Origin of the sequence: Nocardioides sp. ChNu-99 (genome assembly GCF_029493445.1) — a bacterium.
In the GTDB taxonomy this organism is placed as follows: Bacteria; Actinomycetota; Actinomycetes; order Propionibacteriales; family Nocardioidaceae; genus Nocardioides.
In genome coordinates, this window is sequence record NZ_JAHWBL010000009.1 from 13,527 (window position 1) to 28,577 (window position 15,051).

The following is a 15,051-nucleotide window of genomic DNA, read 5'->3' on the forward strand; positions in this document are numbered from 1 at the left end:
CGTGAGCACCTACGGCGACCAGCCCGGCGGCCCCTACGGCCAGGACCCGTCCCCGGGATGGGGCGCCCCCGGCCAGCCGTGGCAGCCGGGGCAGCCCGACCAGGGCCAGCAGGGCTGGGGGCAGGCGCCCCACGGCCAGGGCTACGGCCAGGGGTACGGCCAGGGGTACGGCCAGGGGTACGGCCAGCCGGGCGGGTACGGACCGGGCCAGCCGCCCTCGTCGTCGGAGGACCGCGCGTGGGCCGTCACGGCCCACCTCGGCGCGCTCGTCACGGCGTGGTTCGCGTTCGGGTTCATCGCGCCGCTGATCGTGCTGCTGGTGCGCGGCCGCTCGCCCTTCACGCGCCAGCACGCGGTGGAGTCGCTGAACTTCCAGTTGTCGCTGCTCCTCTACAGCGTGGCCGCGACGGTCGTGGGGTTCGTCTTCGTCGTCGTGACCCTCGGACTCGGGGCCCTGCTGCTGGTCCCGCTCTACTTCGTCGCGCTGCTCGCCGTCCTGGTCGTCGTCATCATGGCGTCGGTGCGCGCCGGGGCCGGCGAGCAGTACCGCTACCCGCTCACCCTGCGCCTCATCCGCTGAGGCGCACCGTCGCGCTGGCTCAGCCGAGCAGGTCGCGCACGACGCCGTCGGCCAGCAGCCGGCCCTCGCGGGTGAGCACCACCCGACCCGCGGCACCGCCGTCGAGCGGACCCGCCTCGACCAGCCCGCGCCGCACGAGGTCGGGCAGCGCCGCGCGGCCGTCGTCGTCGAGCACGTCGAGCGTCAGGCCCTCGCGCAGCCGGGTCTCGAGCAGCACGCGCTCGACGCGTCGTACCTCGTCGTCGAGCAGCTCGCGCTCGTGGCCGGGCGAGCGGCCCGCGGCCAGCAGCTCGGCGTACGGCGCGGGGTGGCGCACGTTCCACCAGCGCACGCCCCCGACGTGGGAGTGCGCCCCGGGGCCCACGCCCCACCAGTCGTCGCTGCGCCAGTAGGCCAGGTTGTGGCGGCACTCGCTGCCGGGGCGCGACCAGTTCGACACCTCGTACCAGCCGAGCCCGCCGGCGGTGAGCACCTCGTCGGCGAGGTGGTACTTGTCGGCCAGGTCGTCCTCGTCGGGCGCTGCGACCTCGCCGCGCCGCACGCGGCGGGCCAGCGCCGTGCCCTCCTCCACGATGAGCGAGTACGCCGACACGTGGTCCGGCGAGCACGCCAGCGCCGCGTCGAGGCTGGCGCGCCAGTCGGCGAGCGACTCCCCCGCCGTGCCGTAGATGAGGTCGAGGCTGATCTCGTCGAAGCCCGCGGCGCGGGCGTCCGCCACCACGCCGGGGACACGGGCGGGGTCGTGGGTGCGCTCCAGCACCTGGAGCACGTGGGGCACGACCGACTGCACACCGAAGGACAGCCGGGTGAAGCCGCCGGCCCGCAGCACGTCGAGGTCGGCCCGCGAGACCGAGTCGGGGTTGGCCTCCGTGGTCACCTCGGCGCCCGGCGCCAGCCCGAACTCGTCCTCGACCGCGCGCAGCACCCGCACCAGGTGCTCGGGCGGCAGCAGCGTCGGCGTCCCGCCGCCGAAGAAGACGGTGTCGACCGGACGATCGACGTCCCCGAGCACCCGCCGGGCCAGGCGCACCTCGGCGACGGCCGCGTCGGCGTACGTCGTGCGCGACGCCCCGGGCGGGGCGGAGGGGCCGCCGAGCTCGGTCGCGGTGTAGGTGTTGAAGTCGCAGTAGCCGCACCGCACCCGGCAGAACGGGACGTGGACGTAGAACGCGAGGCTGCGCTCCCCCAGGCCCGCGAGCGCCGACGCCGGCAGGGCGCCGTCGGCGGGGACCGGGTCGCCGGGCGGAGGGGTGGAGGGCATCCGCCCAGTGTCCCAGAGCGTGCTCAGACGGGCACGTTGAGGCGCAGCACGTAGCCCTCGTCGACGGAACCGGTCAGCGTGGCCATCTGCAGCGAGTGGCCGTCGGAGAACACGTTGTCGGTGTCGAGGCTGACCTCGGCGAAGTTGCGCACGCTGGACTCGTAGCCCTCCGCGGTGCCGTACACCTCCTCGCAGACGTCCGCCGGGAAGGCGATCTGGGAGGTGCGCAGCTTGCCGCTCGCGCTCGTGGCGTCGTCGACGGTCGGGTAGACCTCGAAGTGCAGGTGGGGCCACCGACCGGCGTACGTCGCCGGGAAGATGCTGGTGAAGGCGAGCGAGCCGTCGGCCGCCGCGACCTGCACCCCGCGCAGGTAGTTCTCGCCCTCGATGCCCGAGGAGTAGAGCGAGTAGTTCCCGTCACGGTCGCAGTGCCACAGGTAGACGGCTGCCCCCTCGTACGGCGTGATGCCGTCGGCGCCGTTGTCGTAGACCGTCAGCTCGATGCGCAGCGGCACGCCCTCGGCCACCCCGGAGGCGTCGCCGAAGCTCGTGGTGATGTCCTCGCGCACGATGCCCGACGCGGTGAGCACGTTCACCCCGTTGCTGCCGTCCGCCGGGTAGGGACCGTTCGTCTCCTCGGGGATGTCGCCGTCGTCCAGGCCCTCCTGGCTGACGCCTCCTCCCCCGCCACCCGCCCCGCCCGCCGGCGGGGCGCCGCCGGGGCCACCCGCCGTACCGGCGCCGGCAGCGCTGCTCGCGGCGCCCGACGCGGACGAGCCCGAGGTCGCCGCCTCGCCCCCGCACCCGACGAGGGCGACGGCGCTGATGCCGCCGAGCAGGCCAAGCACGCCGCGGCGGGCCATCCGACGCCCGACCATGCCGGCGTCCTGCATGACGGGCAGGTCGTGGGCGAGGCCCTCGCGGTGCTCGTCGTGGTCGTGGGGGCCGTGCGGGGCGGGGGTCATCGGGGCTCCTCGGGAAAGGCGGATGGGTGCCGGCGCGTTCGCCGACACCCATCCGATCCCGCGGTGCTGTGGGCGCCCTGTGGACGCCCTGTCCTGGACGTCAGGAGGTGTAGAGACCCTCGATGACGCTCTTGTTGTTGGCCTCCACGACCGGGCGCTTGACCTTGAGCGACGGCGTGAGCTCGCCGGCCTCGATCGTCAGGTCGTGGTCGAGCACCTCGTAGCGCTTGACCGTCTCCCAGCGGTTGAGGCGGGCGTTGAGCTGCTCGACGTACCCCGCGACCAGCTGCTGCATCCCCTCGGAGCGGACCACCTCGGCGTACGGCTTGCCCTCCATCCCGTTCTGCGCGGCCCAGCCGTCGACCTGGTCGGGGTCGAGGGTGATGAGGGCGACCACGTAGTTGCGGTTGTTGCCGACGACGAGGAACTGGCTGGCGTAGGGGCACAGCGCCTTGAACTGCGACTCGATCGCCGACGGCGCGATGTACTTGCCGCCGGAGGTCTTGAACAGGTCCTTCTTGCGGTCGGTGATCTTGAGGAACCCGTCTTGGTCGAGCTCGCCGATGTCGCCGGTGTGCAGCCAGCCGTCGGCGTCCAGCGCCTCGGCCGTCTTGTCGGGCAGGTTGTGGTAGCCCTGCATGACGTTCGGGCCCTTGATCAGGACCTCGCCGTCCTCGGCGATCTTGACCTCGCCGCCCGGGAAGACGTGGCCCACGGTGCCGAACTTGTTCTGCTCGGGGTGGTTGACGAACGCGCCCGCCGCGGTCTCGGTGAGGCCGTAGCCCTCGAGCACGAGGATGCCGGCGGCGTTGAACCACTCCGCCACCTCGCTGTTGAGCGCGGCCGAGCCCGAGATGAAGAAGCGCACCCGGCCGCCGAAGCGGTCCCGCACCTTCGAGAAGACGAGCCGGTCGAACAGGCGGTGCTGCACCTTCATGCCCACCGGCACGGAGCGACCGTCGCGCTTGCGGCGCTCGACCTCGAGGCCGACCTCGAACGCCTTCTTGAAGATCTTCTCCTTGGCCCCGCCCTCGGCGGCCTGCATGGTGACGATCTTGCCGTGCGCCTTCTCGAAGATGCGCGGCGCGGCGCCCATGAACGTCGGCTTGACGACGCCCAGGTTGTCGACGATGCGCTCCACGCGGCCGTCGATCGCGGTGGCGAAGCCGCAGGCCAGCTGCGTGCTCAGCAGCACCTTGCCGAACGAGTGCGCCATGGGCAGCCACAGGAACTGCAGGTCGGTCTCGTCGAGGATGCCCTGGCTGCGGATCGCCTCGCCCTCGTAGACCCACGCCCGGTGCTGCAGGCGCACGCCCTTGGGGCGGCCCGTGGTGCCGGAGGTGTAGATGAGGGTGGCGAGGGCCTCGGGCTCGATCGAGTCCGCGACCTTCCGCACGGCGTCGGGCGTCTCGGCCAGCAGGGCGTCGCCGAGCACGGCCAGGTCGTCCAGCCCGATGACCCAGTCGCCGTCCGTCGTGCCCGCGAAGGTGACGACCTTGGAGACGCTGGGGATCTGCTCGCGGTGGGCCCGCAGCTTCGCGACCTGCTCGTCGTCCTCGGCGAAGACGACCTGGCACTCGGCGTCGGCCACGATGTACGCCGTGTCGTCCGCGTTGGTGGTCGGGTAGACGGTGGTGGTGGCGCCGCCGGCACACATGACGGCGAGGTCGGCGAGCACCCACTCGTAGCGGGTCGCCGACGCGATGCCCACCCGCTCCTCGGCCCCGAGCCCGAGCGAGAGCAGGCCGGCGGCCATGCGGTTGACGCGGTCGCCCACCTGGCGCCACGTGACGGAGTCCCAGCCGTCGTCGCCGGCGTTCGGGAAGCGGTAGGCCTCGCGGTCACCGGACTGCTCGACGCGGTCGAGGAACTGGACCGCCACGTTGCGCGGCATGCGCTCGATGAAGGAGGCGTCGTGGTTGATCGGCATTGCGTGCGTACCTGCTTTCTCGGGGCCGTGCCCTCGGTCGCGGGCCCGGAGGGGTTGCCTCCGTAACCTAGATCACGTCACTACCCCGCGGTAGCCGAACCCCCGACCCGACCACCACTTTCCACTTGCACAACCGGAAAGTGATGCCTATGGTTTCCAGCATGGAAAGCAACGAGCTCCGCACCAGCCTGCGCGACCTCGAGCGCGCGGAGGCCGCCCCCTACGTCGACTTCCCGCCCACCCCGTGGTGGTACTTCCTCGCCGTCCCCGCCTGGGCGGCGGCGATGACCACCGCCGTGCACCTCGCCCTCGTCGAGGACGTCTCGAGCTGGTGGCTCACGCTCGCACTGGTCGCCCTGGCCCTGCTCGTGGGCGCGTTCGTGGGCTGGTACGGCCGCTACCACGGCGCGGTCCCGTCGCTGCGGGGCAGCAAGCCCCGGGAGATCCGGACGGCCTACCGGCAGTACGCCATGGGTGCCGTCCTCGTGCTCCTCGCGATCGGCGTCGCGGTCGCGACCCTCCCCTGGTGGGGCAGCGCGGCCGTCGCGTTCGTCGCCGTGGGCGCGGGGATCGGGATCTACGAGGTCGCCTACTCGCGCGCCGCCGCGGCGGCGCGGGAGCGCCTCGCGTGAGCCCCGGTGCCCTCGGCGACCTCGACCCCGTCATCCACGCGCCCAAGCGCCTGGCCGCCGTGGCGGTGCTGTTCTCCTCCGACCAGGTGAGCTTCCAGTTCCTCAAGGAGCACCTCGGCGTCGCCGACGCCGACCTGTCCAAGCAGATGTCCGCGCTCGAGGCGGCGGGCTACGTGAAGGTCCACAAGACCGGCCGCGGGCGCGGGTCGAGCACGACGTACGCCCTCACCCGGGACGGTCGCGCCGCCTACCGGCGCCACCGGGCGGCGCTCCGGGCGCTGCTGGGCGAGGACGGGACGGCCCCGGGGGCGGACTAGTCCTGCACCGCCTTGGCGATGGTCACGGCGCGCGTGACCCGCTCGCGGTCGCCCGCGTGGCGGTGCGCGTCGAGGACGCTGCGCACCACCGCCCAGTCGCGGGCCCGGTGCTCGTCGAGCCCGGCGACGTCGACGAGGGTGTGGAAGCGCCGCCGGATCCCGTCGCGCACCGAGTCGCCGGGCACCGCGCCGTACTGCTCGAAGTCGTGGCGCAGCGCGGGCTCCGGCTCGAAGTGCGGGTCCCCCGACAGCGGCTCGGGGTCGATGGCCAGCCAGCCGCGGTCGGCCGAGCGCAGGACGTTGCCGGGGTGGAGGTCGCCGTGGAGGGTGGTGCCCGTGCTCGCCGGGTCGGCGCCCAGGTCGCGGGCCAGCGCCAGGCACTGCTCGACCAGCCGGCGCGGGACCGGGACCGAGCGGGCGTCGCGGGCGAGCGCCGCGGCGCGCTCCCCGACGTACGACGCGAGCGTGCGCAGCTGCGGCGGCGCGGGCCGGTGCAGCTGTCCGTAGAGGCCGCCGAGCACCTCGCAGGCCTCCACGTCCCACAGGTCGGTGAGCACGTCGGGGCCGGCCCGCTCCAGCAGCAGGGCCCGCCGCCCGGGGTCGGCCCGCAGCAGCCGCACGGCCCCGCGCCCGGCCCAGCGCTGCAGCACCAGGTGCTCGTGCTCGGACGCGTCGTCGGGGAACCCGAGCTTGAGGACGGCCGGCTCCCGGCGCGTCGTGCGCGCGGGCACGACCAGCGCGTCCGCGCCGTGCGTCGCGGGCCCGTCGACGACGAGCTCCCAGGCCTCCAGCACCTCCGCCGCGCGGCGCGGGAGGAGGTCGAGCCACGCGGCGCGCTCCTCCCCGGCGGCGCGCTGCGCCGCGAGCCCGGCGGGCAGCGCGACCGGGGTCACCGGGCGCCCGGCTGGTCGGCGAGGTAGCGCCCCGGGGTCGTGCCCGTCACCGACCGGAAGTCGCGGGTGAAGTGCGCCTGGTCGGTGTAGCCCAGGTCGGCGGCCACCGCCGCCAGCGAGGTCGTGCCCGCCTTGAGCGCCACGACGGCGTCGTGCAGCCGCCGGCGCTGCACCAGCCACTTGGGCGACAGCCCGACCCGCTGCTCGACGAGCCGGTGCAGCGCCCGCTCCCCCAGGCCGTGCGCGGCCGCCACCTCGCTGACGCGGGTGACCTCCGGGTGGGCCTGCAGCCAGGCCACGACGTCGTTGATGAGGAGACCCTGCGGGTCGACGGGCAGGAGGGTGCGCAGCCGGCGCTCGTACGCCGCGATCGCCGCCCGGTGGCCGCCCTCGGCGGTGGGGTCGGGCTCGACGGCCGCCCGGACCTCCGCGGTCAGCGCCGCACCGTCGAGGGTGGCGAGCTGCGCGAGGTCGCACCACCCGTCGACGAGCTCGCCGACCGGGCGGCCCAGCACGAGCCGACCGGCGGCGGGCCGCAGCATCACGCCGACGGCGTACCCGTCCCCCTCCAGCACCACCGTCGACAGGCCGCGGGAGACGCCGTAGCACCGGGCGTAGGTGCCGCTGACCACGAGCAGGCACACGGGGTGCTGCAGCGTGCTCTGCGTCGACGGCTCGCGCAGCGACCAGACGGGGATCCAGTACCGGTCCACCAGGTCGACGAGGTCGGGCGAGGGCAGGTAGCGGTGGATGGGCGGCGTCGGCCGGCTCACGCCCGTCAGGTGGGCGCGGTCGATGGGCGTCACGTGCTCCCCGCCACTCCCGACCCCGCCGGCGCCGCCGTCCACGTGTCCGATTATCACAAGCGACGCCGCGCGGCGGGCCCTAGCGTCGCGCCCATGAGCTCCCCGACCGCCGCCCTGCACCCCACCGCCGCCTACTACCGCGACCAGTCCGCCCGCTTCGCCGCCGTGCTCGACGGCGTCGCCGCCGCCGGCGGGCGCTGGGACGCGCCCACCCCCTGCGAGGGCTGGACGGTGCGCGACGTCGTCGCCCACGTCGTCGACACGGAGCGGGAGTTCCTCGAGCGCCACGACCTGGCGGGCGACCTGCCCGCGGTCGCCGTCCCGGGTGACGGGGCCGGTGACGGGACGGGTGACCCGGCCGCCGCGTGGCGCACCTGGTCGGCCGCGGTGCTCGGCGTGCTGACCGCGGACGGGGTCGCCCAGCGGCCCTTCGACGGGTACTTCGGGCCGACGACCATCGGGGAGACGCTCCGCGACTTCTACGCGTGGGACTTGGTCGTCCACGGGTGGGACGTGGCGCGGGCCACCGGGCAGGACTACCCGATCAGCGACGCCGAGGCCCGCGAGGTGGGCGCCCGGGCCGACGGGTGGGGCGACGCGCTCTACTCCCCCGGCGTCTGCGCGGGGCCCGTGGCCGTCGGCGACGACGCCAGCGAGGCCGAGCGCCTGCTGGCGCGGCTGGGCCGCAACCCGTACTGGACGGCGCCCTGAGCGGGACCGGCTCCCGGGCCCGCCGTGGAGCGCGTCCTCAGAGCTCGGCGGGGTCGCCGTTGCCGCCGCACACGACGACCGCCACCCGCTCGTCCGAGGCCGGCACGTAGGCGCCCGAGCGCAGTGCCGCCAGGGCCGCGGCGCCACCGGGCTCGGCGGCCAGCCGGGTCTCGGCCCACAGCCACGAGCGCGCCTCGCGGATCGCGTCCTCGGTGACGAGCACCGACGTGGCGTCCCGCAGGGCCGCGAACCCGATCTCGCCGATGCGCGAGGCGCCGAGCGAGTCCGCGCCGAGACCGGAGGGGGTCACGTCGACCGGCTCGCCGGCGGCGAGCGCGGCGTGCAGGGTCGGGCAGCCGACGGGCTCGACGGCGACGACGCGGGTCGTCGTACCGGCGAACCAGGCGGCGACGCCGCCGGCCAGCCCGCCGCCACCGACGGCCACGAGCACCGTGTCGAGGCGGTCGCCGACGGCGCCGTCGGCCACCTGCTGCTCCAGCTCGCGGGCCAGCGTCCCCTGCCCGGTCACGGTGAGGGGCGCGTCGTACGCGTGGAGGGCGAGGGCGCCGGGGGCCGACGCGGCCTCGAGGCTGGCGGCGTAGGCCTCGGCGTACGTCGTGCCGACGAGGTGGACGTGCGCCCCACGGGCCCGCAGGCCCGCGACCTTGACGGCCGGGTCGGTGGCGGGCACGAACACCTCGGCCGGGATGCCGAGGGTGGCGCCGACGTGGGCGACGGCGAGACCGTGGTTCCCGCCGGAGGCCGCGACGAGCCGTGCGGGCGGCTCCGGGGCGGCGAGGACGCTCGCGAAGGCACCGCGTGGCTTGAACGAGCCCGCGTGCTGCAGCAGCTCGAGCTTGAGCGTCACGAGCTGCCCGTCGACGTCCACGTCGAGGACGGGGGTGCGCCGCACGTACGGCGCGATCGCCGCCGCGGCCTCCTCGACCCGGGCGCGGGTCGGGACGACCGTGCTCACTTCTTCGGCTTCTCCGCCGCCTGGGTGGTCGACAGGGCCGCCACGAACGCCTCCTGGGGGACCTCCACGCGACCGACCATCTTCATGCGCTTCTTGCCCTCCTTCTGCTTCTCCAGCAGCTTGCGCTTGCGGCTGATGTCGCCGCCGTAGCACTTGGCGAGCACGTCCTTGCGGATCGCGCGGATGTTCTCGCGGGCGATCACCCGGGCGCCGATGGCGGCCTGGATGGGCACCTCGAACTGCTGGCGCGGGATGAGCTCCTTGAGCTTGCCGGCCATCATCACGCCGTACCCGTACGCCGCGTCGCGGTGCACGATGGCGGAGAAGGCGTCGACCGGCTCACCCTGCAGCAGGATGTCGACCTTGACGAGGTCGGCGGTCTGGTCGCCGGAGCGCTCGTAGTTCAGCGAGGCGTAGCCCTTGGTCTTCGACTTCAGCTGGTCGAAGAAGTCGAAGGCGATCTCGCCCATCGGCAGCGTGTAGCGCATCTCCACGCGGTCCTCGGACAGGTAGTCCATGCCGAGGAGGGTGCCGCGCTTGGCCTGGCAGAGCTCCATGATCGTGCCGATGTAGTCGGCCGGGGCGAGGATCGTGGCGGACACGACGGGCTCGCGGACCTCGTGGATCTTGCCGTCGGGGTACTCGCTGGGGTTGGTGACCGTCAGCTGCGTGCCGTCCTCCATCACGACCTCGTAGACCACGTTGGGCGCGGTCGAGATGAGGTCGAGGTTGAACTCCCGCTCGAGCCGCTCGCGGGTGATCTCCATGTGGAGCAGGCCCAGGAAGCCGCAGCGGAAGCCGAAGCCGAGCGCCCCGGACGTCTCCGGCTCGTAGGTCAGCGAGGCGTCGTTCAGCTGCAGCTTCTCCAGCGCGTCGCGCAGCTCGGGGTACTGGTCGCCGTCGATCGGGTAGAGCCCGGCGTAGACCATCGGGGTGGGGTGTGCGTAGCCGCCGAGCGGGTCGCTGGCCCCGTGGTGCTGGCTGGTGACGGTGTCGCCGACGCGGGACTGGCGGACGTCCTTCACGCCGGTGATGAGGTAGCCGGTCTCGCCGACGCCGAGCTCGCCGGCCTTGAGCGGCTCGGGGCTGATCACGCCGACCTCGAGCATCTCGTGCACGGCGCCGCTCGACATCATCTTGATGCGGTCCCGGTGCTTCAGCGAGCCGTCGACCACCCGCACGTAGGTGACGACGCCGCGGTAGGTGTCGTAGACGGAGTCGAAGATGAGCGCCCGGGCCGGCGCGTCGGCGTCGCCGACGGGGGCAGGGACCTGGCGGACGATCTCGTTGAGCAGCGCCTCCACGCCCACACCGGTCTTGGCGGAGGTCAGCAGCACGTCCTCCGGCTCGCACCCGACGAGGTTCGCCAGCTCGAGGGCGTACTTCTCGACGTTGGCCGACGGCAGGTCGATCTTGTTGAGCACCGGGATGATCTGCAGGTCGGCGCCCATGGCCAGGTAGAGGTTCGCGAGGGTCTGCGCCTCGATCCCCTGCGCCGCGTCGACCAGCAGGATCGCCGCTTCGCAGGCCTCCAGCGAGCGGGAGACCTCGTAGGTGAAGTCGACGTGCCCAGGGGTGTCGATCATGTTGAGCACGTAGGTGCCGGGCCCGGCGTCGATGCCGTGCTCCTGCGCCGCCTCCTCGGTGACCGTCCAGGGCATGCGCACGGCCTGCGACTTGATGGTGATGCCGCGCTCGCGCTCGATGTCCATCCGGTCGAGGTACTGCGCCTTGGCCTCGCGCTCGCCGACGACACCGGTCAGCTGCAGCATCCGGTCGGCGAGGGTCGACTTGCCGTGGTCGATGTGCGCGATGATGCAGAAGTTGCGGATGATCGCGGGGTCGGTGCGCCCCGGCTGGGGCACGGCGGACGCAGGCGTAGCAGGCACCGACCGATCCTCCCATCCCGCAGCGGTGGCGGCACAACCGGCGCTCGGGGCCGGCGCCCGGGTCACCGATTTGAGGCGGCCGCCGTCGCGCTGGTAGTTTCTCCCCTCGCGTGTCTGGCTGCTCCTGCCCTCAGGGGGTGAGCGCCGGCCGCCCCCGTACGACGCACCCGACGACGAGCACCGAAGGCAGAGGCGCACAGTGGCCAACATCAAGTCCCAGATCAAGCGTAACCGACAGAACGAGCTGCGCCACGAGCGCAACAAGTCGGTCAAGTCCGCCCTGAAGACCGCGGTCCGCAAGTTCCGCGAGGCGGCCGACGCCGGCGACAAGGACCAGGCCGTCCAGCTGGGCCGCGACGCCGCCCGCAAGCTCGACAAGGCCGCGTCCAAGGGCGTCATCCACGCCAACCAGGCCGCGAACCGCAAGTCGGCCATCGCGAAGCGCTCCGCCTCCCTCTGACCTGCTGCGAGCCGGCGCACCGCGCCGCTCGACGTCGTCGTACGCACAGGGCGTCGACCCCTCCGGGGGTCGGCGCCCTTCGGCGTGCCCGGCCCGGACGCCCCGGCGAACCTAGCGACCACGCAGGTCGGCGACGGTGAGCACGAGCCGCTCGAGCGTGTACGACGCGTCGCCCCCGGCGCCCTTCACGTCGGCGTCGGCCGAGGCCACGGCGCGGATCGCGGCGCGCAGCGCCTCGTCGTCCCAGCCGCGGGCCTGCTCGCGCAGCGTGCGCAGCTTCCACGGCGGCACGCCGACCTCGCGCGCGAGGTCCGCCTCGCGCAGGCCGCGGGGCGCGGAGCGGAAGCGGGCCAGCCCGCGCGCGCCGGCCGCGAACGCCGACGTGACGAGCACCGGCGCGGTGCCCGTGTCCATCGCCCAGCGCAGCTCCTCCAGCGCCTTGGCGCGGCGCCCGCCGTACGCGTGGTCGGCCACCGCGAACGAGGTGGCCTCGGCCCGGCCGCCGAAGTAGCGGCCCACCTTCTCCGCGTCGATGCGCTGGCCCGCGAAGTCGCTGACGAGCTGGCCGGCGGCGGCGCTGAGCGCCCGCAGGTCGTTGCCGACCGCCTGCACCAGCGCCTCGGCCGCCGGCTCGTCGATGGAGCCCCCCGCGGCGCGCACCTCGCCGGCGACGTAGCGCGGCAGCTCGTGGGCGCGCAGCTCGGCCGACTTCACCTCGGTGACCGTCGCGAGCTTGCGCAGCTTCGTCAGCGTGCCGCTGCCCTTCGGCCCGCCGGAGTGCACGAGCACGATGGCCACGTCCTCGGCCGGGGACGCCGCGTAGGACAGCAGCCCGTCGACGGACTCGTCGGGCAGGTTCTCCAGCGCCCGCACGACGACGCAGCGGGTGGTGGAGAACAGCGAGGGCGCGGCGAGCTCGCCGAGCGTGCCCATCGTCAGCTCGGAGGCCGCGCACTCCGACAGCTCCGCCTCCGCGTCGTGACCGCGCACCGCGGCCCGCACGGCGACGACCGTGCGCTCGTTGAGGAACTCCTCCTTGCCCGTGACCAGCACGATGCGCCCGAGCACGTCGGCGGCCGAGGGCGCCGAGGTCGAGGCAGGGGCGGAGGACCGGGACCGCGGGGGCATGGCGGCAGCCTGCCACAGCGCGCCGACGGTCCCGGAACCGTCCTCACCGCACCCGTCACCCCCGCCGGGACGTCGTCGCGAGGCCCGCGCCGTCGAGGGTCACGGCGAGGTCGCCGAGCAGGTCCGTGCGCAGCACGCGGGCCCCCGCGCCCTCCAGCGCGTGCAGGACCGCCGGGGCCGGGTGGCCGTAGGTGTTGTCGGCGCCGACGCTCACCAGGGCAACCTCCGGGCGCACCGACGTCAGCAGCCCCAGGTGCTGGTGGGGGCTGCCGTGGTGCGGCACCTTCAGCACGTCCACGTCGAGTCCGCGACCCCCGTCGCGCGCCTCCAGCAGACGTAGCAGCCGCCGTTGGGCGGGCGGCTCGACGTCCCCGGTGAGCAGCACGCGCACCCCTCGGACCTCCGCGAGCAGCACGAGGCTCGCGTCGTTGACCCCGTCGCCCTCCTCCCCCTCCCCCGGCCCGTCCCCGCCGTCGGTCCGCACCGCGCCCGGCGCGGGCCACAGCACCTCCAGGCGCACGTCGCCGACGGTCCGCACGCTGCCGTGGGCCGGTACGGCGACCGCGGCGCCCCGGGCGGCGGCGAGCCGGCGTACCTCGTCGGCCCCCGCTGCGGGCGACGCCAGGGGGCTGACGTCGACCGCGCCCACCGCACGGTCGGCGAGCACGCCCGCGACCCCGCCGGCGTGGTCGTCGTGGAAGTGGGTGACGACGAGGAGCGGCACGGCCCTCACCCCGAGGTCGTCGAGGCAGGCGTCGACCGCCGCGGCGTCGCCGCCGGCGTCGACCACCACCGCCTCCGCCGGGCCCGATCGCAGCGCGAGAGCGTCGCCCTGGCCGACGTCGCAGGCGACCACCACCCATTCGCCGGGCGGCCAGCCCGGCGTCGGCGGGCGCACCAGCACCACGAGGCCGACCACCGCGCAGGTCGCGGCGACCACCCGGCGTCGGCGCAGGGCGTGCGGGACCACGGGCACCGCAGCCACGCAGAGCGCGGCCAGCAGCACGACCGCGCCGGCCGAGCTGCCCCACGGCACCGCGGCGGCGGGTAGGTCGGCGCCGGCGCGCGCGACCGCGATGACCCACCCGACGCACCAGGCCGCGACGGTGCCCGGCACCCGGGCGAGGGGCGGGGCGACGAGGCCCACCAGGCCGCCGGCCAGGCCGAGCACCGTCGCGGGCCCGACGACGGGGGCGACGAGCACGTTGGCGAGCACCGCCACGAGGCTGACCTCGCCCGAGATGCCCGCCACCAGCGGCGTGCAGGCGAGCTGGGCGGCGGCGGGCACGGCGACGGCCTCGGCCACCCAGCGCGGCAGCCAGGTCGCGAGGGCGTCACGCCACGCGGGGGCCAGGAGGAGGATGCCCGCGGTGGCGAGCACCGACAGCGCGAACCCCGCCGTCAGCGCCAGCCACGGCTGCACGAGCAGGAGCGCGACCACGGCGACCCCCAGGCTGCGGGTGCCGCGCTGCAGGCCGTTGCGCCCCAGGCCGATGAGGGCGACCGTGCCCATCGCCGCCGCCCGCACGACGCTCGGCTCCGTGCGCGCCAGCAGCGCGAAGCCGACGATGCCGAGCACGGCCACGACCACCTGGCCCCGGCCGCGCACCCCCACCCAGCGGCCGAGCACCAGCAGGAAGCCGACGATGAGGGTCAGGTTGGTGCCCGAGACCGCGAGCAGGTGGGTGAGACCGGTCGTGGCGAAGTCGTCCGCCAGCGCAGGATCCAGGCCGGCGTCGTCGCCCACCACCAGCGACGGCACCAGCACCGCCTGCTCCGGCGGCCGGTGCGCGACGCTGGCACGTAGGGCCCGCCGGACGGCAGCCGCACCGTCCCACCACGCGTCGGGCGCCCGGCGCACCTCCGGGTCGCCGCGGGCCTGCAGCACGGCGGCGAGGTCACCGCCGTCCGGCTCCGCGAGACGACCGGCCACCGCGAGTCGCGAGCCCAGCTCGACCCGTTCCCACGCGGGCGGGGCGATGACGAGCACGGACGCGGCCACCGCGTGGGTGCGGCCCCGGCCGGTCACCTCGTCCAGACGGCCCCGCAGCACGACGTAGTCGCTGAACCGCCCCTGGCGCAGCCGGGGGTCGCCCGTCACCACCAGCTCGCCGCGGACGCTGGCGCGCTCGGCCGCCAGGTCGGCCACCGGGCCCGTCCCGGCGTCGACCCGGTGGACGGTCGCCACGACGCACGCCACCACCGCGACGCCGAGCAGCGCTCCGGCGGTGCGGACGGCGGCCCCGCGGTCGGCCCCGCGGTCGGCCCCGCGCCGGGACCCGCGTCGTGCCAGCAGGGCCGTCGTCAGCGCGACCAGCAGGCCGAGGGCCGCCAGGGCGAGCACGGTGCGCCCGCCGGGGAGGAGCAGGCCGACCAACGCCCCCACCCACGCGGCGAGGCCCAGCGCGGGGGCCCGCAAGTCGGGCGGCGCCGGCGCCGCGCCGCCGTGGCCGTCCGGCGCACCGTGACCGCCGTGGACACCGTGGCCGTCGCGGGGGTCCAC

14 protein-coding genes are annotated in these 15,051 nt (G+C 74.8%); 5 read left to right on the forward strand and 9 right to left on the reverse strand.

Features of this window, described 5'->3' with window-relative positions:
- The first annotated feature begins 1 nt into the window (after position 1).
- Complete coding sequence (locus KK617_RS05045) at positions 2-580, forward strand: DUF4870 domain-containing protein (RefSeq protein WP_277498501.1); 579 nt, start codon at positions 2-4, stop codon at positions 578-580.
- A gap of 19 nt (positions 581-599) precedes the next feature.
- Here the strand turns inward: KK617_RS05045 and hemW are convergent, their stop codons facing one another.
- From hemW to KK617_RS05060, 3 genes are all read right to left on the reverse strand, one after another.
- Positions 600-1,841, reverse strand: coding sequence for a radical SAM family heme chaperone HemW (gene hemW, locus KK617_RS05050; protein ID WP_277498502.1), 1,242 nt, complete (start codon positions 1,839-1,841; stop codon positions 600-602).
- Between the two features lie 23 nt (positions 1,842-1,864).
- Positions 1,865-2,806: a 3,4-dioxygenase subunit beta gene (locus KK617_RS05055; RefSeq protein WP_277498503.1), complete on the reverse strand. Its 942-nt coding sequence runs from the start codon at positions 2,804-2,806 to the stop codon at positions 1,865-1,867.
- A gap of 100 nt (positions 2,807-2,906) precedes the next feature.
- Complete coding sequence (locus tag KK617_RS05060) at positions 2,907-4,736, reverse strand: AMP-dependent synthetase/ligase (protein WP_277498504.1); 1,830 nt, start codon at positions 4,734-4,736, stop codon at positions 2,907-2,909.
- Between the two features lie 161 nt (positions 4,737-4,897).
- On the opposite strand from KK617_RS05060, the gene KK617_RS05065 reads away from it, so the two are divergent.
- Together KK617_RS05065 and KK617_RS05070 are read left to right on the forward strand one after the other, a co-directional pair.
- Positions 4,898-5,368: a hypothetical protein gene (locus tag KK617_RS05065; RefSeq protein ID WP_277498505.1), complete on the forward strand. Its 471-nt coding sequence runs from the start codon at positions 4,898-4,900 to the stop codon at positions 5,366-5,368.
- Complete coding sequence (locus tag KK617_RS05070; protein WP_277498506.1) at positions 5,365-5,685, forward strand: transcriptional regulator; 321 nt, start codon at positions 5,365-5,367, stop codon at positions 5,683-5,685. Before KK617_RS05065 ends, KK617_RS05070 begins: the two co-directional genes overlap by 4 nt.
- Here the strand turns inward: KK617_RS05070 and KK617_RS05075 are convergent.
- Positions 5,682-6,578 carry an aminoglycoside phosphotransferase family protein gene (locus tag KK617_RS05075; protein WP_277498508.1) on the reverse strand — a complete coding sequence of 299 codons (897 nt, stop codon included), beginning with the start codon at positions 6,576-6,578 and terminating at the stop codon, positions 5,682-5,684. The genes KK617_RS05070 and KK617_RS05075 overlap by 4 nt on opposite strands.
- On the reverse strand, positions 6,575-7,426 hold the full coding sequence (locus KK617_RS05080; protein WP_277498509.1) for an AraC family transcriptional regulator: 852 nt from the start codon (positions 7,424-7,426) through the stop codon (positions 6,575-6,577). The genes KK617_RS05075 and KK617_RS05080 overlap by 4 nt, the downstream gene beginning before the upstream one ends.
- Positions 7,427-7,477: 51 nt before the next feature.
- On the opposite strand from KK617_RS05080, the gene KK617_RS05085 reads away from it, so the two are divergent.
- Positions 7,478-8,095 carry a TIGR03086 family metal-binding protein gene (locus KK617_RS05085; protein WP_277498511.1) on the forward strand — a complete coding sequence of 206 codons (618 nt, stop codon included), beginning with the start codon at positions 7,478-7,480 and terminating at the stop codon, positions 8,093-8,095.
- A 37-nt stretch (positions 8,096-8,132) separates the two neighbouring features.
- Here the strand turns inward: KK617_RS05085 and KK617_RS05090 are convergent, their stop codons facing one another.
- Together KK617_RS05090 and lepA are read right to left on the reverse strand one after the other, a co-directional pair.
- Complete coding sequence (locus tag KK617_RS05090; protein ID WP_277498513.1) at positions 8,133-9,071, reverse strand: serine/threonine dehydratase; 939 nt, start codon at positions 9,069-9,071, stop codon at positions 8,133-8,135.
- On the reverse strand, positions 9,068-10,960 hold the full coding sequence (gene lepA / locus KK617_RS05095; protein WP_277498515.1) for a translation elongation factor 4: 1,893 nt from the start codon (positions 10,958-10,960) through the stop codon (positions 9,068-9,070). The genes KK617_RS05090 and lepA overlap by 4 nt, the downstream gene beginning before the upstream one ends.
- A 199-nt stretch (positions 10,961-11,159) precedes the next feature.
- Here lepA and rpsT point away from each other — a divergent pair, with 199 nt between their 5' ends.
- Positions 11,160-11,420, forward strand: coding sequence for a 30S ribosomal protein S20 (rpsT, locus tag KK617_RS05100; protein WP_277498517.1), 261 nt, complete (start codon positions 11,160-11,162; stop codon positions 11,418-11,420).
- 111 nt (positions 11,421-11,531) lie between these two features.
- On the opposite strand, the gene holA is transcribed toward rpsT, so the two are convergent.
- Positions 11,532-12,548 carry a DNA polymerase III subunit delta gene (gene holA / locus KK617_RS05105; protein ID WP_277498519.1) on the reverse strand — a complete coding sequence of 339 codons (1,017 nt, stop codon included), beginning with the start codon at positions 12,546-12,548 and terminating at the stop codon, positions 11,532-11,534.
- 55 nt (positions 12,549-12,603) lie between these two features.
- Entirely contained in the window at positions 12,604-15,051 is a 2,448-nt protein-coding gene (locus KK617_RS05110) for a ComEC/Rec2 family competence protein (protein ID WP_277498521.1), read from the reverse strand.